Genomic DNA, 21,022 nt, shown 5'->3' with positions numbered 1-21,022 from the left:
AAACAAAAAAGGCCGACCCTAAAGGGTCGGTCTTTATATTTTATGGGAAACTGATCATCCTTTTACGCTGGCCAGTTTTCTTTCTCCATTCTTGATGTTGTTCATGTGAAGGTCTTTCAACACATTCACGGCCTCTTCCACATAAATGTCCTTGGCCAGTTCCTTGTGCCATCTGTCCCTTTTCTCCCTAAGCACAGAATCCTGCACGAAGAGTTCGGTTTCATACCTGAGTGAACCGAAGGACAGTTTGGAATCATAATCCCTTAGGCTCTTGAACTTATCGGAACGCTTTTTGGCTTCATCCGCTTTTTTCACGTATGCATCATAGCTCAAAGGAATCACATTTTCATCCTGTTGCTCCTTGATCCATTTTGCGTTTTCCTCTATCAATCTGATCTGTTCATTGTTGGCCATTCGTTTCTTGCTGTTTTCCACGGCAGTCTCAAAATCGATATAACCATCCCAGACTTTGTAATCTGCAGGGGTAATCTTGTCCCAGCCCAACGGATTCTGTTGATCCCTCTCACCCAGGTCGATGTAACTGTACCGGTCCGGAACAACGATATCACTCTTGACACCTTCCAACTGGGTAGAGCCCCCATTGATCCTATAGAATTTTTGGGTGGTCAACTTAATGGCCCCAAGATCCCCATGTTCATTGCTTCGCACGATGTTGTCCAAAGGAATCACATTTTGTACGGTTCCCTTACCGAAGGTCTGCTTGCTGCCGATTATGACCGCTCTTTTATAGTCCTGCATGGCCGCTGCCAAAATTTCCGAAGCGGATGCGGACAGTTCGTTCACCAATATCACCAACGGACCATCCCATTGGATGCGTTCGTCCTTGTCCTCATGGATCTCTTTTCGCTGTCCGGAAGAGCGAACCTGCACAATCGGGCCGTCCTTGATGAACAGTCCTGCCATTTCCACCACAGTCTTCAAGGAGCCACCTCCATTGTCCCTAAGGTCCAAAATAATGCCTTCCGCGCCTGCTTCTTTCAAACGCTCAACTTCCATGGCCACATCGGTAGCTGCATTGCGCTCGGTATAATCTTCAAAATCCACATAGAATTTTGGAAGATTGATCAACCCGTATCTGATGTCGTCCCTATCTATCGTAGCTGATTTTGCGTAGGATTCCTCAAGCTCCACAACGTCCCTGGTAATGGAAACGGTCTCGATGGTCCCATCCACTCTTCTAACGGTAAGGTCCACGATGGAACCTTTAGGGCCCTTGATCAATTTTATGGCATCGTCAAGGCGCATTCCCACAATGTTGATGGGTTCCTCTCCTTCTTGTCCCACTTTCAATATCTCATCGCCCACTTCAAGGGTCTGGTCTCTCCAGACCGGACCGCCTGAAATGATCTCGACAATTTTGGCGCCTTCGGGCTTTTTCTGCAACCTGGCCCCAATCCCTTCAAACTTACCGGACATGCCAATATCGAACTTCTCCTTTTCATCGGGGGCAAAATAGAAGGTGTGGGGGTCAAATTCCTCCACTATGGTATTGAGGTATTGCACAAACCAATCTTTTCTCTCAAGGTCGTCAACAAAATCGAAATACTCGTCCAAAGTGGTCTCAGTCACCTCTCTGGCCTCTTCCTCGGTAAGTGCCTTATCCACGCTTCCGGGGATATCGCTGAATGCCAAAGAAAAATCGCCAGGGGTTTCGGTGTTATCCGCAGCATCGGAAATCCTATTCTCTATCTTGTCCTGAAAAACGGTCAAGGTGTTGTACTTGAGCTGCTTTCTCCAACGTTCCTTAAGCTCCTTTTTGTTGGAGGCAAACTCTTGGTCGGCATAATCAATGTTGATGGTTTCGTCCGCAGTATAGTCAAAAGGCTCGGAAAGCACTTCTTTGTATATTACCTTGGCCTCTTCCATACGGACCATCAAACGTTGGTACACGATATTGAAAAAAGTGATGTCGGTGTTCTTGATCTCGTCATCGATCATGAAGCGGTATTTTTCAAATTCCTTGACATCGCTTTCAAGGAAATATCTTTTTGTGGGATCCATGATATCGATGAAATCATCAAATACATTGGAACTGAAACTATCGTTCAAATCCTTGGGCTCATAGTGTCCCCTTTCCAAAACATAAGTGATCAATTCCAGCAATAACTTGTCCTTGTCATCATTTTCAAAGGACTTATTGGTAAAACTACAAGAGGCAACTGCCACAAGAATTACCAAAAGTGCCAAGATGAAGTTCTTTTTCATAAATATGGTTTTATTCGGGAGCGAAATTATCTGACCTCATACCGTCAAATCTTCATTACGTCATCCGTCGTTTCTACTTGTACGAATTCCCTAAGATACAGAAAAAACCATGCCAGTTCTGTATGGAGGTTCAAATTTTTTGTTAAACGACCAGGGCTTCATATCCTTTTGAAAAACGTATTTTTATGCCAATAATTATACGGAATGGAAAAACCGCTCATACTGGTCACCAATGATGATGGAATAACCGCCCCGGGGCTCAGGGCCTTGATACGCACCATGAAGGAACTGGGCGATGTGGTCGTAGTAGCGCCGGACAGTCCACAATCGGGCATGGGGCACGCCATTTCGGTGGACAGCACCCTTTTTTCCAAAAAAGTAGTAGTGGACCAAAAGGAAGGCGCCCCCATTGAATACAGTTGTAGCGGCACTCCTGCCGATTGTGTAAAACTGGCCCTTCGGGTCATTTTGGACAGAACGCCGGACATCTGTGTGAGCGGCATCAACCATGGGTCCAATTCATCCATAAACGTCATCTATTCAGGTACCATGAGTGCTGCCATCGAGGCAGGGATCGAGGGAATCCCCGCCATCGGTTTTTCCCTGTGCGACTATTCTTGGGAAGCCGACTTTGAACCATCGCTGGGAGCCATCAAAAAAATTGTTTCGGAGGCGTTGACCAATGGGATTCCCAAGGGAACCGTGCTCAATGTGAACATTCCCAAGACCAAGACAGCGCCCAAGGGCATCAAAATCTGCAGACAGGCCAGGGGCAACTGGAAAGAGCAGTTTGACAAGCGCACAAGCCCCTCTGGGAAGGACTATTATTGGCTCACCGGCGAGTTTGAACTATTGGACAAAGGAGAGGACACGGACGAATGGGCCTTAGGCCAAGGCTATATTTCGATTGTCCCCACACAATTTGACCTAACGGCACATCATGCCATACCACAAATAAACAACTGGAACTTAAATGGGTAACAATAAAGAGATTTTGATCGGTTTTATCGTAGGCATCATCGCAAATACCTTTGGCACGCTACTTTATATACTGCTATTTTCGGACCTCGGCATCGTGGACACCTTCAATGCAGCCGTAAGCCAAGGACATATTGGCAGTTTATTGGCCCTAGGAGCCATCTTGAACCTGATTGCTTTTTTTGGCTTTCTGCGGATCAAACGGGACCTTAGAGCAAGAGGGGTCATGCTGGCCACCTTGATCACAGCTTTGGTAATTTTGATCTATAAGGTAATGGCATAAAGCCTAAAAACCAGCACAAGTTCAACGATAATAGGACTTTCCTAAATTTACTTTTGAACTTGATGTTTGAATTTGACAGTTACAAATGAAGTATTACATCATAGCCGGCGAAGCATCTGGGGACCTGCACGGGTCCAACCTCATCAAGGCCTTGAAAAAGGAAGACCCATCGGCCGAAATCCGTTGCTGGGGCGGTGATCTGATGCAAAAGGCCGGCGGCGAATTGGCCAAACACTACAAGGACATGGCCTTCATGGGTTTTTTGGAGGTGATCAAGAACATTCCCACTATCTTTAAAAACATTGCCTACTGCAAGGAGGACATCCAGAAGTTCCAGCCCGATGTCGTTATTTTCATTGACTTTTCCGGATTCAACCTTCGGATAGCCAAATGGGCCAAGGAAAACGGGTTCAAGACCAACTATTACATTTCTCCACAAATCTGGGCCTCAAGGGAAGGTCGGATCAAAAAAATCAAACGGGACATCGATGCCATGTATGTGATCCTTCCCTTTGAAAAGGATTTTTATGAGAAAAAACACAACTATCCCGTTCATTTTGTGGGCCACCCATTGATCGATGCCATTGCGAGCACCCCTCTTCAGGACAATGAAACTTTTAGAAAGGAGAACGGCCTGGACCCCGATAAACCTATCATCGCGCTGCTTCCTGGCAGTAGAAAACAGGAAGTACAGAAAATGTTGGACGTAATGCTCTCGGTCAAAAAAGATTTTCCCGACCATCAATTTGTCATTGCCGGAGCGCCGAGCCTTTCGGACGATTTTTATGCGCCATTTCTGAAAGGGGATACCGTGAACTATGTTTCCAATAAGACCTATACCCTGCTCAAGCATTCGCATGCTGCATTGGTCACCAGCGGAACGGCAACCTTGGAGACCGCTCTTTTTGGCATCCCCCAAGTGGTCTGCTACAAGGGTAACTGGATTTCGTACCAAATCGCAAAGCGAATCATCACTTTGGACTACATATCCTTAGTTAACCTCATCATGGACCGTGAAGTTGTCAAAGAATTGATTCAGAATGAATTGACAACAAAAAATCTTCAAAAGGAACTCTCCAAGATTGTTGAAGGTCCCGAACGTGAACGTATCCTTTCCGATTACAAGCTGCTTAAAGAAAAATTGGGTGGAGAGGGAGCCAGTCAATTGGCGGCCCGATTAATCGTTGAAAATGCGTAGTTTTATCATCCAAGAAAGTAAATCTATTCTTGGATGTTACGAAAAACCATAATCTTACTACTTATTTTTACCGTTGCGGCCTGTGGTCCCGGTAAAAAGAAACGAACCTACAGCAAGACCCGGACCATTACGGTAGAGGGGTCTACCCAAGACACTATCTCCTTACCCAAACCCAAAAAGGAAGAGCGAAGAAATGGAAAGGCCGAGGCCATTATTTCCACCGCGATGACTTTTTCTGGCACCCGGTACAAGTATGGAGGTATCACCAACAAGGGCATGGACTGCTCTGGTTTGGTGTATGTTTCCTTAAAGGAAAATGACATCCTTTTTCCGAGAGCTTCCCATCAAATGGCCTTGGAGGGCCAAAAAATAAATGTGGAAGAGGTGCAAAAGGGCGATCTACTCTATTTTCAGACCTCAAAAACAGGTAATCGTATCAACCATGTGGGCCTTGTGGTGGAAGTGGACGGCGATGACATACAGTTCATCCACGCCACGACCTCAAGGGGCGTCCTGGTATCCTCGTTACGGGAAGGGTACTGGAACCATGCTTTTGTAAAGGCGATGCGTATCCTTTAGTGCAGCAACTCAATTTTGTGTCCATTAAACTCACGCTGTGGGTCATTTTGGGCATTGTTGTCGGTTTTTATGCCGATGTCGCACCGCTCGTGCCCTTGGCCTGTTTGGTCTTCTTGCTGCCCGTTCTTTTTTGGACAGGCAAAAGACAAGCTAGGGAAGGGGTCCCGTATTTTGAGCTGGTGACCATGGCAACTTCATTGTGTCTGGGCATCTTCGTTGTTGGAATGGCAACATTGAATGGTATGCCGCGCCATTATTCCGACCAAGAGCTGGTCAAAGAAAGCCTGTGGCACCTGAAGGTGAGGGAAGTGCTGAAGCCCAATCCCTATACCCAGCGCTATATGGTCCAAGTGAATTCCGTAGGGAATGAAGAAAAAAAGGGCAGCCTGCTCTTGGTGCTTCCTTCGGATTCGGGAAGGACCAAACTCAGGGTCGACGATGAAGTGTTTGTACTGGCAAGACCAGAGACCATCCAACCACCCTTGAACCCATATCAGTTCAATTACAAGGACTATCTGAAAAAACAAGGGGTCTATCATCAGATCAGGTCCAACCGTGAATCCATTGTCCTAGAAAAAAATCCATCCCCGACTCTTTTGGGTAAAGCCCAAGGATTCAGGGGACACATTATTTCAAAATTGAAGAAGGAAAATTTCGGGGACGATGAACTCGCAGTAATCCAAGCTCTCTTGCTGGGCCAACGGGACGACATTTCCGAAAGCACCTATGAAAACTACAAAAATGCAGGCGCGGTACATATCTTGGCGGTTTCTGGGCTCCATGTGGGGATTTTGCTGCTGTTGCTGCAATTTCTTTTGACCCCATTGGAACGTTTGCCCAAAGGCAAAACCTTAAAACTGGTCTTGATTGTACTATTGCTCTGGACCTATGCCTTTGTGGCAGGGCTATCCCCTTCCATTGTACGCGCAGTGACCATGTTTTCCTTTTTGGCCTACTCCATGTCCCTCAACCGTCCCACCAACTCGTTCAACATTATTGCGCTTTCCATGTTGTCCATATTGCTGGTGAAACCATTGTTCCTGTTCCAAGTGGGATTCCAGATGAGCTACGCGGCGGTTCTCGCCATTGTCTGGATCTATCCAAAACTGCAACGGTTCTGGTTTCCGGAAAATATTGTTATCCGAAAAACGTGGCAGTTACTTTCGGTAAGCGTCGCGGCCCAGTTGGGGGTGCTGCCCATCAGTTTGTTCCATTTTCACCAGTTTCCTGCACTTTTCTTTGTTTCCAATCTGCTCATTATTCCTTTTTTGGGATTGATCTTGGGCCTCGGGATTTTGGTCATCACATTGGCATTGACCAATTTGCTCCCCGTTTTTTTGGTTGATGGGTTCAACTGGACCATCCGGATGATGAATTCCATTGTGGGATGGGTGGCCCGGCAAGAAGGTTTTATCATCAAGGATATCCCGTTCGATGGTGTACAACTGGTGTTGGGCTATTTCATCGTCATAGCCTTGGTCGGCTATTTGTCCAAACCCAAATGGAAAATGGCCTTGGTACTCTTTGGCGGGATCATCGCTTTTCAAACTTGGAACATTTGGAACGAGATCCAACTGCAACAAAAAGAAGCTTTGGTGCTTGCCCATAAATCCCGGAACACCGTCCTGTTGCACCAAACGGGCAGGAATCTCAAGGTCTTGTCTGCCGACACTACCAATCTGGGAAGTCTGACCATGGACTACGCTGTTGCGGAGCGCATCGAAAATACGAACCTGTCACCACTCAAAAACAGCTATCTGATCGGTCAAAAAAAGCTCTACATTATGGACAGCCTCGGTCTATTTCCTTTGGAAAAACGGCCCGATTATGTGCTGCTGACCCAATCGCCAAAAATCAACCTGGGGCGTTTGTTGGATTCCATTGGTCCTAAAATGATCTTGGCCGATGGCAGCAATTACAGGAACATGGTCCGCCAATGGCAAAGGACCTGTGCCCAAAAAGAAATCCCTTTCCACTACACGGGTGAAAAGGGATTCTATATTTTCGATATGGAGGATGATTAAGCCCTTTCTATGGTCTCGACCTCATCTTCAACAGAGACCGTGGTCTCATTGTCTTCCGCTCCATGTGTCAATCGTTTCAATGGTTTCATTAGCAGTAGCACCAATATTCCAAATAGCACAGCAAAAACAAAGAGTCCTCCAAAGACCTTCAGTTCGCCTGCCTTTACCGAACTCTCCCCTACTATTCCGGCCACTTTGTTCCCCAATCCGGTCGCGGCCCAATAGACTCCCATCATCAAGGCCATGTACCTCGCTGGAGCCAATTTGGTAAAGAACGATAAGGAAACCGGTGACAAACATAGCTCTCCAAGGGTATGAAAGAGATACGTCAATACCAACCAATACATTGCGGAAGAACCTGAGCTTTCATATTGCAACGACGCAAAGACCATATATATGAACCCTACACCCATGATAATGACACCGACGGCCATTTTGAACAAGGAGTTGGCCTCCTTACCCTTAAGTTTTCGTTTTGCCCAAAAGTTGGCCACCAGTACAGCAAAGAGAATGATAAATCCAGCATTTGCCGCTTGGAACAATGCTGCCGGCACCTCCCATCCAAAGAACATCCTATTCGTTTTCTCCTGTGCATAGAGGTTCATGAGCCCCCCCATCTGCTCAAAACTTCCCCAAAAGACGATGACCATCAAAAGGGAGATGAGCAACACCACATACCTGTCCTTTTCTACTTTACTTTTCAGGTTCTTATAGATCATCATCATCATCCCGGTGATGAGTGACAAAAAGATATAGAGTATCCCATAACCCCAATTGTCCGGCCCCTCATAGGTAAAGCCTGCATAAACGGAATAGGCCAATAAAATGGCCACAATGCCCAATTGCAGGGGAGACTTGAACAATTGCGCAAACAATTGCCCCAAACTTATATCAGATGCCTTTTCTTCCATGGTGGGTTCATTGCCCACATGGACTAAAAATCGTTGTCCGTACAGGTACACCAACAGCCCCACGAACATTCCTATTCCTGCAAGTCCAAAACCATAGTGCCAGCCATAGACCGCCGCAACTATACCCACCGTGATGGAGGCAAGAAACGACCCTAGGTTTATCCCTACATAGAATATACTAAAGCCTTTGTCACGTCTAATATCGTTTTGTTTGTAGAGTCCTCCTACCATAGTGGAAATGTTGGGTTTCAACATCCCGACACCTAGGATCACAAAACCCAAACCTGTATAATAGGCCCATAAAGCATCTATTGCCAAAACCCCATGCCCGATAGTGAGGAGAACGGCCCCAATGGTCACCGCTTTTTTCTGCCCCAGATACCTGTCGGCCAAAAAACCCCCCGGTATACTCATCACATAGACCAACATGGTGTACCATCCGTAGAGTGCCAAAGCTTCCGTGGTTGTCCATCCCAATCCACTTTGTGGATTGCCGTCCAAGGTCTGGGCGGTCATGTACAAGGTAAGAAGGGCCCGCATTCCGTAATAGGAGAATCGTTCCCACATTTCGGTAAAGAAGAGGACATACAATCCCACGGGATGGCCAAATAACTCTCTCTTATGGGCTGGTTTGGTTATTGCTGACATAGTTTTAGTTTTTGATTATAGATTTTCCTTGACGAAGTTGGTCAGTTTGTTGAAGAGGTGCAATCGGGTATTGCCGCCAGAAATCCCGTGGTTTTTATCGGGATAGATGGCCCAATCAAAAGGCTTGTTGTCCTGCACGAGGGCCTCGATCATGCGCATGGTGTTCTGGACATGCACGTTGTCGTCACCCGAACCGTGCACCAATAGGTATTTCCCCTTCAACAATTCTGGATAGTTGAACGGGGAATTGTCATCATACCCGCTGGGGTTTTCCTGTGGGGTCTGCATATATCTTTCGGTATAAATGGAATCGTAAAATCTCCATGAAGTAACAGGAGCAACCGCAATGGCCATCTCAAAAACATCGTTGCCCTTCAAAATACAGTTGGTGGACATAAAACCACCATAGCTCCATCCCCAAATACCGGTCCTGCCCTCATCAATATAGGGAAGCTCGCTCAGTTTCTTGGCGGCCGCAATCTGGTCCTCCACTTCGTATTTCCCCAATTCCTTTTGGGTCACCTTTTTGAAGTCACGACCCTTCAGTCCAGTGCCCCTACCGTCCACACAGGCCACAATGTATCCCTCGGAAACGAGAAGTTGGTGCCAGTAATCGTTGGTGCTGATCCAACTGTTGGAAACGGATTGGGAACCGGGTCCACTATATTGGAACATAAAAAGGGGATATTCTTTGTTGGGATCAAAATCGGCGGGCTTCATCATCCACATGTTCAGGTCATTGCCATGGATGTTGATCGTGGAAAATTCCTTTGGTGAGGTTTCGTAACCCTCCAATTTGGTCAGCAAAGCTGAATTGTCCTTGATCGCTTTTACCAATTTGCCATCCGATGCCTTGTGCAAGGTAAACTCGTAGGGTGTGACAGCATTGGAAAAGGTATTGATGTAATACGTGTAGTCCGCACTGAAAGCAGCGGAATTGGTGCCCTCTTTGGTGGAAAGGCGTTTCTTTTTCTTCCCTTTGGTGGAAATACTGTACACATCCCTATTGATGGAACCGTTCTCCACGGATTGGTAAAAAATACGGTCGTTTTTTTGATCGTATCCGTAGTATCGGGTCACTTCCCAAGGACCTTGGGTAATCTGGTTCTTCAATTTTCCATCCCTTCCATAGAGATAAAGATGGTTATATCCATCGGCCTCGCTGGTCCAGATAAAACTGTCATCAGCCAAAAAGGTAAGGTTGCCATCAATATCCACATAGGCCTTGTCCGTTTCTTCCAACAGGACCGATGCTGTATTGTCCTTTGCATTCACTGCGTAGAGTTTCAAATCGTTCTGGTGCCTGTTCAAGGTCTGCACGCTCAAGTGATCGGGATTGTTCATCCATTTGATCCTTGGGATGTAATATGCATTGTCCAGGTCCACAGCGGAAATCTTACCAGAGGCCACATCATACATGTGCAGCGTGACCAAGGAATTGTTCTCGCCCGCTTTGGGGTACTTGAACTCGTGCTGATAGGGATAAAGCTCCTTTCCATACATATCCATGGAAAAATGGGGCACTTCGGTCTCATCAAACCTTAGGAAAGCGATTTTGGTCCCATTGCGGTTCCATTCAAAGGCGCGGACAAATCCAAATTCCTCCTCATATACCCAATCCGTGACCCCGTTGATGATGGTTCCCTTGCTACCGTCGGTGGTCGCCTGCTTGGTAGCCTTTGCCTTCAGGTCCATGATATATAGGTTATTGTCCAGCACATAGGCCACTTGGCTGCCATCGGGGGAAAGGGTCGGCTCTTGGATCTTGGTGTCCGAGATCTTCACCAAACCTTTGGTGTCAATATCATAAACATAATAGATACCCAACCGTGATCTCCTGAAAATGGGTTCCACCTCGGTGGCCAAAAGCACCTTGGATTCATCATCACTGAAGGAGTAGGATGAAAAATAGGGTACACTCTCCGAAGAAGCGACAATGGTCTCCACCTTTTGCAAGGTCTCGTAATCGTATTTGTCCAAACTGCTGGACTGGGGCGAACGTTCGGTGTTCAAAATGGTGTATTGTGTGCCATTGTCCATGGAACGGAGCACGTCCATGGATTCGGTCCGAAAGGCTCCACCCCAAATTTCCTCGAGGGTCAATTTCTTTTTTTGTGCAGTGGTTGAAGTCAAAAATCCCAAAAGGGACAGAAACAGGAAAAACGGTTTCTTCATGTGGCAAGAATTGATTAAAAACTCCCAAGTTTACTAATATTTATCGGAATAATAAACTTTACTGTTGCAAATGCAACAAAGCAAGTGTTTTTGGAACACACAAAGCACCGTGGAAACCGAACGCAAGTATCCCATCAAGCTCAATCAAAGATTGTATGCTTATATTTGGTTCCTTTAACCGAACACATATGAAAACTCCCGTTGAAGGATTTTCTAAACTTTCCAAAGCGGAAAAAATAGATTGGATCGCCCAAAATTGTACGGAAGACCCCGAGACCTCCAAACAACTGTTGGAGCGTTATTGGAACACGGATCCCCAAGTGCAAAAGCTGCATGATGAATTTATAGAGAACACGCTTTCCAACTATTACCTGCCCTTTGCCGTGGCCCCCAACTTTTTGATCGATGGGGAGCTGTATGCCATTCCCATGACCATTGAGGAAAGTTCGGTCGTGGCCGCCGCGAGCAAAGCTGCCAAATTTTGGTTGGACAAAGGCGGTTTCAAAACAGAGATCTTGGGCACGGAAAAAGTGGGGCAGGTCCATTTCATCTATAAAGGTGATTCCAAAAAGCTGACCCGTTTTTTTGCAACACTGAAACCAGAACTGCTGCAAAGCGTTTCCGCCATCACCCAGAACATGGAAAAACGGGGCGGAGGCATCAAACATATTGAACTTCGTGATCTCAGCGATAAAATAGAGGGATATTATCAACTGCACTGCACTTTTGAGACCTTGGATGCCATGGGGGCCAACTTTATCAACTCCTGTTTGGAACAATTTGCCCAAACCTTGAAGGAAAAGGCCAAGTTGCATGCGGCTTTTTCGGAAGAAGAAAAGAACATCGAGGTGGTGATGAGCATCCTTTCCAATTATGTGCCCCATTGTTTGGTAAAGGCAGAAGTGAGTTGCCCGATTGCCCAATTGGAAACCAAAGACATGCAGGCAGAGGAGTTTGCACTAAAGTTCCTACGAGCTGTGAACATTGCCAAAGTGGAACCCTATCGTGCCGTTACGCACAACAAGGGCATCATGAACGGTATTGACGCCGTGGTGCTGGCAACGGGGAACGATTTTAGGGCCGTGGAAGCCGGGGTGCATGCCTATGCCGCGAAGGAAGGCCGCTATTCCAGTTTGACGCATGCCAAAATCGAAGATGGGATTTTCAAGTTTTGGATCGAAGTGCCCCTCGCACTGGGAACGGTAGGTGGTTTGACCTCGCTGCATCCTTTGGTCAAATTGGCCCTGGAGATCCTTCAAAAACCTTCAGCAAAGGAATTGATGCGGATCGTGGCCGTGGCGGGACTGGCCCAGAATTTTGCTGCGGTACGCTCTTTGGTGACCACGGGCATCCAAAAAGGACACATGAAGATGCACCTGCTCAACATACTCAACCAGATGGGGGCTTCGGAAAATGAAAAGCAGCAACTTGTGGAATATTTCAAGAACCATACGGTAACGAATGCCTCGGTCAAGGAGGCACTGGAGAAAATCCAATCACAAAAATGAAAAAAGCCTTTTACAGTAACGGTAAACTATTAATCTCTGGGGAATATGCCATTTTGGACGGTGCCCTGGGCCTTGCCATTCCCACGAGTTATGGGCAATCCCTCGAGGTAGCGCCCAACGCTACGGGAATTTTGGATTGGACCAGTTTTGATGAGCAAAGCAAGGTGTGGTTCACCGCAAAATTTGATCTGGAAAATTTTGCCACACTTTCCACTTCCGATGAGGCGACTTCCCAAACATTGACCACCCTACTTTTGGAGGCCAATGCAAAAAACCCTCTTTTGTTGACGGACAGTGATGGCTTCTCGGTGGAGACCCATCTCAGTTTTCCACGTTCTTGGGGACTGGGCACTTCGTCCACACTCATCAACAATTTGGCCCAGTGGGCAAGGGTAGATGCCTACCAGCTCCTATGGGACGCCTTTGGCGGCAGCGGGTATGACATTGCCTGCGCCCAGCACCATTCGCCCATTACCTATCAATTGAAAAAAGGTACTCCGGATGTGAAGGAAATCGATTTTGATCCTATTTTCAAGGATTCCCTTTTTTTTGTACACCTCAACCAAAAACAGAGTAGTAAAAAGGCCATTGCAGCGTATAGGGAACAGGCGTTTGACAAGGAAGCCTTACTCCGAAAAATCACCCATATCACCCAAAAGATGATCTTGGCCCCCACCTTGACCGATTTTGAGCTATTGCTAGAGGAGCACGAGATTCTACTGTCCGAAGTTTTGGGAATCCCCCCCGTGAAACAACTCCTTTTTCCCGATTATTTTGGCGTGGTCAAAAGCCTTGGAGCCTGGGGCGGAGATTTTGTGTTGGCTACGGGCGATGAAAAATCCTTGGACTATTTCAGGGCAAAAGGGTATGAAACCATTCTACCCTATTCAAAAATGATCCTTCGATGAAAAAATGGGCGCTTCCCTTGCTAGTTGCCCTTATCCTATTTTCGTGCGGTAAGAAGGAAAGGCAGATAACCCTTAAAACGGATACACTGGAGATTGTACAGCTCTCGGAACACACTTATGTCCATATCTCTTACTTGGAGACCGAAAGTTTCGGAAAAGTGTCCTGTAATGGGATGATTGTACTGGATGATGGAGAGGCCGTGGTACTGGATACCCCAGTGGACGATGCGGTTTCCAAAGAACTCTTGGGTTGGTTGGAGATACAGCATGTTTCGGTAAAAGCGGTTGTGGCCACCCATTTTCACGATGATTGCCTTGGTGGGTTGCGCACCTTTCATGAAAAGGGGATTGCTTCGTATGCCCACCAAAAGACGATTGGATTGCTTCCCGAAAAAGAAGGGGAACGCCCACAGAACGGATTTACGGGCCTTACCGAAATTGGTGTGGGAGATAAAAAAGTACTCCTCGACTTTGTGGGTGAAGGGCACACTCCGGACAATATCATTGCCTATTTTCCCTATGAAGATGTTATGTTCGGGGGTTGTTTGATAAAATCCATTGGGGCCAGCAAAGGGTTTTTGGGGGATGCCAACGTAGCGGAATGGTCCCAAACGGTTTCCGATATCAAATCAAAATACCCCAACGCTGCTATCGTTGTTCCCGGACATGGCGAAAGTGGGAACAGCGAGCTTCTTGATTATACCATTGGTCTTTTTAAAGACTGATTTTTTAACATCTACCCCTATTTTTCATCCATCCGTAAACCCAAACCCCTCATCCGTCAATTGGACCCTTCCCATTACGATTATTTTCCCCACTTTGCTTCCTGAAGACACAGGCTGACTCAATAAATCTTCCCAAAAAGAGATACCATGCTGTTTTTTTGGGAATATATAGTATTGTTGATTTTATTTTTTGGGTTCCTGATGTCATCTTTTTTATTGATTAAAAAGAAGAAAAGGTTATTAAAAAACAAACTCTTTTTTCTCTTATCCTTTCTGTCTATTTATAATATTTTTTTGACCTTTTATAGTTGGATACCAACAAGTAAGCAGACACATAGTTCATTTATATACGCTCTTTTAATCCCTCTATCCCTTTCCATCCTCCTCCTCTATTTTTTTATTGTGCGTCTAGGTATAAAAAATAGACGTCGCCATACCATTTCATTGGTGCATAAAAACATTAAATATGAAAAGACAGGGCTTTCCAAAGCATTCTCGTTGGAGCTAAAAAACAAATTGGAGAATCATATGCATACCCAAAAACCTTATCTAAAGCACGAACTTCGATTGGATGACATTGCTGAATTCCTTGATGTTTCCAGACATCATGCTTCCCAAGTGATCAATGAAAACTTCAAAATGAGTTTCTATGAATATGTGAACACTTACAGAATTACGGAAGCCAAAAACAAATTATGTTCCGGCCTTAACAGTTCGGCCCAATCTATTTCGGACATTGCCTATCAATGTGGTTTCAACAACAGGGTGTCATTTTATAAGGCTTTCAAGAAAATTACAAACACCACTCCAACTGAATTTATAGCAAAGGCAGCATAATTGTCCAACATTCCAGTTGACATCATGGCATACATGAAAATCAAAGCTAGCAACCTTGCTTATACCCATTCTTTTCATTGTTGAATCTTTAGGCCCTCCTAAAATGGATTTCACATTCCTCTCCGTGTCAAGATCTATGATATTACGGAGCAAATGTGCTTCTGAATTTTAGTGGGATGTCAAGAGCCGATCCCATCATTTACAACAATTCACAGACCTTGAAGTAAAATGAAAATCCTTATGGATGAACACTGCCATAAGTGTTAATCTATATCGGCACATCTGTAAAGGTTCTTAAGCCTTTACAAGTAACAATCATTCTTTTGTTTTTTTTGCTCGGCAATCTACAAGGTGGGAGCTCTGAAACTTACTCTTCCCTAAACTTAGTTTTCATTGTTGGAAGATTTTTTGAATTAGCCTACAAAAGATTTTATCTCCTGCCTTGCTTGATTGCACTAACTAACTTTAAAATACTCTCTATGAAATCTAAAAATTATTGGATGGTGCTTGTGCTGCTCATTTGTGTTTTCACAACAGCACATGCTCAGGAAAAGAATGTTTCAGGTAAAGTCACTGATGAGGGTGGCTTGCCCCTTCCCGGCGTTTCGATCATAGTGGTCGGGACCACAAATGGCACACAGACCGGTTTTGATGGCGAGTATGTTGTTTCAGTCAGTGCCGGACAAGTACTCCGCTTTAGTTATCTGGGACAAAAGACAGTTGAAAGGACTGTTGGCGTCTCAAACACAATAAACGTACAAATGGAAATAGATGCACAAGCATTGGAAGAAGTTGTAGTGGTCGGTTATGGCACCACAACCAAGCAGGCTTTTGCAGGTACGGCTTCCGTTGTTAAAGCCTCGGCTTTGGAGGTAAAGTCATTTTCCAATGTGTCTCAAGCACTAGCAGGTGAGGTTGCCGGTGTAACAGTGATCAACCAGTCTGGTCAGCCAGGAACCTCTTCCACCATTAGGATTCGGGGATATGGTTCTGTCAATGGCAACAGAGACCCTCTATATGTTGTTGACGGGGTACCCTTTTCAGGAAGTATTAATTCCATCAACCCTGCCGACATCCAAAGCACCACTGTGCTCAAGGATGCCACAGCAACCGCTATCTATGGTTCTCGGGGAGCGAACGGAGTGATCCTGATCACCACAAAAACAGGTTCTGCAAGTGAATCTTTTGTTGAAGTGGATGTAAAGTCGGGGGTTAATATGCAATTGATACCAAGGTACAATGTCATTACTTCCCCCGAAGAATACATTGGTTATGTATGGGAAGGCATCTATAATAGGGCTGCAATTGACGGAGAAGCAGACCCTGTGGCCGTTGCAAATGCAAGTTTATTCACGGCCAACTATGTGCATCCAGGTTATAACATGTGGAATGTTGCGGACGGAGGTGAACTAATTGACCCTGTGACAAGAACTGTCAGAGCCGGTGTTTCCAGAAAGTATACCCCAGAAAGATATGAGGACCTTGCCTTTGGCTCTGCCATAAGGACCGAAACCAGTCTTAGGATGGGCGGTGGAAATGAAAATAGCAAGTACTTCACTTCCATAGGCTACCTTGATGATAATGGATATGCCCTCAATACTGGTTACAAAAGGTATACTGCAAGATTGAATGCGGATTCTCAAGTGAAGAAATGGTTAAATGTAGGTGTAAATGCCGGATACGCATATTCCAAGAGTGTAAACAATGGACAAACCAATGGCGCAGAGAACTTGTTTGAGTTTTCGGATAAAATGGCGCCTATATTCCCTGTTTTTTTAAGGGATGAAAATGCTCAGTTGGTGGTAGACCCTATTTTTGGTGGATACCAGTACGATTATGGCACATCCTCTGGGTACAGATCAAGACCGAATTCCGATCAGTTGAACCCAATTGCATCAGCTCTTTATGATTATGTGGGAACCAATAGACATGAAATAAACGGAAATTTTTCAATTGATTTCAACCTGGCAAAAGGACTTACTTTTGAAACACGTTTTGGTGCCCAGTTCGCTACAGAGCGTTTCAAGACCTTCAGAAATCCATTCTATGGGGCTGGTATTTCTACAGGCGGAAGTTTATTTCAACGGGATAGAAATTTCTTGACACTGAATTTTTTGAAACTTCTCCGGTATCGTACAGAATTTGGCAACCAGTCCTTTGAGGCCCTCATAGCCCATGAGAACAATCAGTATGAGATGTCAGAAGATGCCGCTTCCAAAAGATTGGCCGTCCACCCTAAAATATATGAGCTGAACAACTTTGTTGTTTCACAAGGACCGCCATCAGGATTCTCGGAAGGATATTCCATCGAATCATATTTCGGACAGATCAACTATGATTATGGCAAAAGATATTTCTTGACCGCATCCGTTCGTAGGGATGGCTCGTCTAGGTTCATCAACGAAAAATGGGGCACTTTCGGTTCTGTTGGCGCTGCCTGGGTCATTTCCAATGAAGACTTTATGGCCAACAGTAATGTCTTCGATTTTTTAAAAATCAAGGCTTCTTATGGTCTGACCGGTGATCAAGCTGTTGACGATGATTACTATGTAGCCTACGACTCTTACAACATAAACAACCTAAATGATCAGATTTCCCTTTCCATTAGGGACAATGGAAACCCAGATCTTACTTGGGAAACCTCAAAAATGTTCCAGACCGGTGTTGAGTTCGGCCTTGGGAAGTATTTGGATGCTTTGGTTGATCTGTACAGCAAGAAAACGGACAATCTGATTTTCTCAAGACGGGTTGGTCCTTCGCAGGGCATTGCCATCATTACCGTAAATGATGGAGAATTGCTCAACCAAGGAATCGAGTTTGACCTGACTGGGCATATTTTCAACAAAGAAAACTTTAAACTGGACTTGTCGTTCAATGGTACCCACATCAATAATGAGATTTTGACCATGCCCATAGAACCTTCTACTGGTGAACCAAGAATTTTAGATACCTCTTCTGCCCCTTATGGATATTCCAAAGGAAGTTCCATCTATGACTTTTATATAAGGGAATGGGCCGGGGTAAACCCAGATAACGGTGTTGGGATGTATTACCAGTACTTCAATGACACCAATGGCAATGGCACTTTGGATGATGGTGAAGAGGGGATAACCGATATGGTAGCCTATCTTGATGAGAATCCTGATGCCACCGTGGCCAAACAGACTACGGAAACATATGCCAATGCGACCCAAAAATATATCGGAAAATCCGGCATTCCCGATCTGATGGGTGCGTTTAGATTGGCTGCCCAGATCAAAAATTTTGACGTATCTGCCCAATTCACCTATAGCTTGGGAGGATGGGCCATGGACAACCAATATTCTGAGTTGATGAGTGACAACTTCGGTGCCGCTTCGACCAACTTTCACAAGGATATTTCCCAAAGATGGCAGAACCCTGGCGATGTTACGGATGTCCCAAGACTTGATGATGCCACTGGCCAAGATCAAAGGGTAGCTTCGACCAGATGGTTAATCAGCACTGATTACTTGACCTTCAATAATGCCAAGATTGGATATACTTTGCCTCAAAAGCAAATTTCCGGAATGGGTTTAAAAAATGTGAACATATGGTTGTCTGGGGACAATTTGGCCATCAAGACAGCTAGGACAGGTTACAATCCGTCAATCCGTGAGAATGGTAGTTCCGGAAGGCAGATTTATGCTCCTTTGACAACAGTGACCATGGGTGTAAGAGTTAAATTTTAGAAAAAAGTTATGAAAAGTATACATGTAAAACTAGCAATTGCGATCCCTCTAATGCTTTTAGTGGGATGTGGCAAAGATTATTTGGAAGAAACCCCATCCGAATTCCTGACGCAGGAACAAGTTGGTGAAGCGGCCTCTGTGAACCCAGCCGTAATTGAAGGAACCATCTCTGGCATATATTCAACAATGTTCGAAGTAGGTAGCGGCGGTACCACAGGTCATGATGATTTTGGACATAAGGGATATGACATCTATTCTGATTTCCTTTCAGGTGATATGGCCCTATCTGTAAGCACTTACGGTTGGTACAGGGCAGATATTACCGAATTTCAAGCCACAACCGATTATACAAGAACCAGAAACTACATTGTTTGGAGATACTATTATCGCATCGTTCGGTCAGCAAATTTGGTCATTGATGCGCTGGGGGGAAATGATTTTGTCCCTGAACTGGAAGAGAACAAATACCTAATGGGGCAGGCCAAGGCCATCCGTGCACATTCTTATTTCTATCTTACCCAATATTTTGCCAATTCCTATGATCCTTCTGCCGAAATATTACCTCTTTATGATGATCCAGCAGACCTTAATGGTCCAAAGGTGACCACTTCGGAAATCTACGCATTGATGGAGAAAGACCTAGATGACGCCATCTCTTTATTGGATGGTTTTGCCAGGGGATCAAAGAGCCAGGTCGACAAATCTGTCGCCCAAGGTATTTTGGCCTATGTCCTTGCTTCAAAGGGTGATAGTCATCAAGAAGTAATGAATCTTACCGAAGAGGTCATCAACAATTATGGCTACACCTTGATGAGTGCCGAAGAAATCACGGGAGGTTTCAACAATCTCAATACACCTGGATGGATGTGGGGCGTTGACTTGACGGTTGATAGTGGATTAGATCTGGTTTCTTGGTGGGGTCAGATGGACCTGTTTACCTATAGTTATGCGTGGGCAGGTGATGCCAAGGCAATTGACATTGACTTATACAATGCTATTCCAGCGAACGATGCACTAAAGGCCCAATTTTCAGAACCTGTTGGAGCCTATGAGGATTTAATGCCACTCAATAAGTTCTATGATCCAAATCGTGTTATAGGCGGACAAGCAAATATTACAACAGACTATATATACATGAGAGTAGCCGAAATGTACTTGCTCCATGCAGAGGCAGCGGCCAAAGCTGGCAATACAAGCGCCGCACAAACCATGCTCAAAGCTTTGCTAAATGAAAGGTTACCAAGCACCGCTTATGTGGATGGACTTTCTGGACAGGCTCTTTTGGACGAGATATATCTACAGACCAGGATAGAGTTATGGGGGGAGGGCAAGAGTTATCTTTCCCTTAAAAGAAACCAAGGCACAGTGGTACGAGGTGCCAACCACCTTTCCAATGTTGGGGTACCAATTAGTTATGATGATGAAAGGTTGACTTTTGAAATTCCTATCTCGGAAATACAAAACAATCCGTTTATTTCCACACAAAACTAGTTTTTGAAAAATAGCTTGAAGCGAGGAGTTTGTCTTTTTGGACAAACTCCTCGCTTTTTTATTGTGAATCAACACTAAATCAGCTGTTCAAAACCCTAATAAATCTGCATAATTCCTCCATCCGTCAACCCAAACCCCGCATCCGTCAATTGGGAGCCGATCATCTGGATTATTGATACTATGTTTGATAGTTCCATCAATCCAATTGATCGATATGACCCAAATCCATAAATCATTGGTACACAGACCCCTTTTAGGGATTCTTTTTCTATCATCCTTCATTTCCCTTGCCCAACAGGATGTACCTTCCACCAATCGTCTCGATACCTTTATGAATGAAAGCTGTGAAATGACCTATAGGGAAATCCCGACCGATTCCATTGCACAAATCCTGAAATACAAGGTGTATCACATTACCCAAGAAATCAAAAATCTATATGGGACAAAAGAATCCGATGCACATAAGTTTATTGTGATCGACAATGGGGAAAAGGTAAGTTGCTTTGAGCGCATCCACGGAAACACCGATCTTCCGAAATTCCAAAGTTACATCCGGGAAGATTTCAAACTTACGGACCAAACGGCCCCTTTTTTTCAAGGGATGCTGGACCTGACCTACCCTTTACCTTCCTGGAAACCGGACAAAAGGGAATTCTTTTTCACCAACGGCAAGTGGTATTTTCTTCGGGATGCCTATTTCCGGACCAAGCAAGGCTTTGAAGTCACTGTTGATGCTGATGGTAAAGTCCTTTCCATTTGCTATAAGATGAAATGGGACGAGCCTGAGAGTAGGTAACAGCAAATCTTCGACATAAAAAAAG

15 protein-coding genes are annotated in these 21,022 nt (G+C 45.1%); 12 read left to right on the top strand and 3 right to left on the bottom strand.

The features are described from left to right. Nucleotides 1-54 precede the first annotated feature (54 nt). Nucleotides 55-2,226, bottom strand: a complete 2,172-nt coding sequence (locus tag DB398_RS01900; RefSeq protein ID WP_108422692.1) for a carboxy terminal-processing peptidase — start codon at nucleotides 2,224-2,226, stop codon at nucleotides 55-57. Nucleotides 2,227-2,430: 204 nt separating this feature from the next. On the opposite strand from DB398_RS01900, the gene surE reads away from it, so the two are divergent. From surE to DB398_RS01875, 5 genes are all read left to right on the top strand, one after another. Continuing rightward, nucleotides 2,431-3,207 (top strand): 5'/3'-nucleotidase SurE, encoded by a 777-nt coding sequence (gene surE, locus DB398_RS01895; protein ID WP_108422691.1) that lies wholly within the window; start codon nucleotides 2,431-2,433, stop codon nucleotides 3,205-3,207. Beyond that, nucleotides 3,200-3,487, top strand: coding sequence for a hypothetical protein (locus tag DB398_RS01890; RefSeq protein WP_108422690.1), 288 nt, complete (start codon nucleotides 3,200-3,202; stop codon nucleotides 3,485-3,487). Before surE ends, DB398_RS01890 begins: the two co-directional genes overlap by 8 nt. An 85-nt stretch (nucleotides 3,488-3,572) precedes the next feature. Beyond that, nucleotides 3,573-4,685 (top strand): lipid-A-disaccharide synthase, encoded by a 1,113-nt coding sequence (gene lpxB / locus DB398_RS01885; protein ID WP_108422689.1) that lies wholly within the window; start codon nucleotides 3,573-3,575, stop codon nucleotides 4,683-4,685. Nucleotides 4,686-4,718: 33 nt separating this feature from the next. Then, a complete protein-coding gene (locus tag DB398_RS01880; RefSeq protein WP_108422688.1) occupies nucleotides 4,719-5,264 on the top strand; it encodes a C40 family peptidase in 546 nt (181 codons plus the stop codon). A 17-nt stretch (nucleotides 5,265-5,281) separates the two neighbouring features. Further along, nucleotides 5,282-7,288 carry a ComEC/Rec2 family competence protein gene (locus DB398_RS01875; protein ID WP_108422832.1) on the top strand — a complete coding sequence of 669 codons (2,007 nt, stop codon included), beginning with the start codon at nucleotides 5,282-5,284 and terminating at the stop codon, nucleotides 7,286-7,288. On the opposite strand, the gene DB398_RS01870 is transcribed toward DB398_RS01875, so the two are convergent. Both DB398_RS01870 and DB398_RS01865 read right to left on the bottom strand, forming a co-directional pair. Beyond that, a complete protein-coding gene (locus DB398_RS01870) occupies nucleotides 7,285-8,847 on the bottom strand; it encodes a peptide MFS transporter (RefSeq protein WP_108422687.1) in 1,563 nt (520 codons plus the stop codon). The two genes, DB398_RS01875 and DB398_RS01870, sit on opposite strands and share 4 nt — an antisense overlap. 15 nt (nucleotides 8,848-8,862) lie before the next feature. Next, nucleotides 8,863-11,022 (bottom strand): S9 family peptidase, encoded by a 2,160-nt coding sequence (locus tag DB398_RS01865; protein WP_108422686.1) that lies wholly within the window; start codon nucleotides 11,020-11,022, stop codon nucleotides 8,863-8,865. Between the two features lie 188 nt (nucleotides 11,023-11,210). On the opposite strand from DB398_RS01865, the gene DB398_RS01860 reads away from it, so the two are divergent. From DB398_RS01860 to DB398_RS01830, 7 genes are all read left to right on the top strand, one after another. Then, nucleotides 11,211-12,530, top strand: a complete 1,320-nt coding sequence (locus tag DB398_RS01860; RefSeq protein ID WP_108422685.1) for a hydroxymethylglutaryl-CoA reductase, degradative — start codon at nucleotides 11,211-11,213, stop codon at nucleotides 12,528-12,530. Further along, nucleotides 12,527-13,438 (top strand): GYDIA family GHMP kinase, encoded by a 912-nt coding sequence (locus DB398_RS01855; RefSeq protein ID WP_108422684.1) that lies wholly within the window; start codon nucleotides 12,527-12,529, stop codon nucleotides 13,436-13,438. The genes DB398_RS01860 and DB398_RS01855 overlap by 4 nt, the downstream gene beginning before the upstream one ends. After that, nucleotides 13,435-14,163: a subclass B1 metallo-beta-lactamase gene (bla, locus tag DB398_RS01850; RefSeq protein ID WP_108422683.1), complete on the top strand. Its 729-nt coding sequence runs from the start codon at nucleotides 13,435-13,437 to the stop codon at nucleotides 14,161-14,163. The genes DB398_RS01855 and bla overlap by 4 nt, the downstream gene beginning before the upstream one ends. Before the next feature lie 447 nt (nucleotides 14,164-14,610). Beyond that, nucleotides 14,611-15,000 carry a helix-turn-helix domain-containing protein gene (locus tag DB398_RS18285; protein ID WP_159076280.1) on the top strand — a complete coding sequence of 130 codons (390 nt, stop codon included), beginning with the start codon at nucleotides 14,611-14,613 and terminating at the stop codon, nucleotides 14,998-15,000. A gap of 479 nt (nucleotides 15,001-15,479) precedes the next feature. After that, nucleotides 15,480-18,710: a SusC/RagA family TonB-linked outer membrane protein gene (locus DB398_RS01840; protein ID WP_108422681.1), complete on the top strand. Its 3,231-nt coding sequence runs from the start codon at nucleotides 15,480-15,482 to the stop codon at nucleotides 18,708-18,710. A 9-nt stretch (nucleotides 18,711-18,719) separates the two neighbouring features. Continuing rightward, on the top strand, nucleotides 18,720-20,201 hold the full coding sequence (locus DB398_RS01835; protein WP_108422680.1) for a RagB/SusD family nutrient uptake outer membrane protein: 1,482 nt from the start codon (nucleotides 18,720-18,722) through the stop codon (nucleotides 20,199-20,201). Nucleotides 20,202-20,415: 214 nt separating this feature from the next. Next, a complete protein-coding gene (locus DB398_RS01830) occupies nucleotides 20,416-20,997 on the top strand; it encodes a hypothetical protein (protein ID WP_108422679.1) in 582 nt (193 codons plus the stop codon). Nucleotides 20,998-21,022: the final 25 nt, after the last annotated feature.

This window comes from Flagellimonas amoyensis (assembly GCF_003058265.1).
GTDB lineage: Bacteria > Bacteroidota > Bacteroidia > Flavobacteriales > Flavobacteriaceae > Flagellimonas > Flagellimonas amoyensis.
The sequence above is the reverse complement of the archived record's forward strand: the minus strand, read 5'-3'. Positions and strand labels throughout refer to the sequence as shown.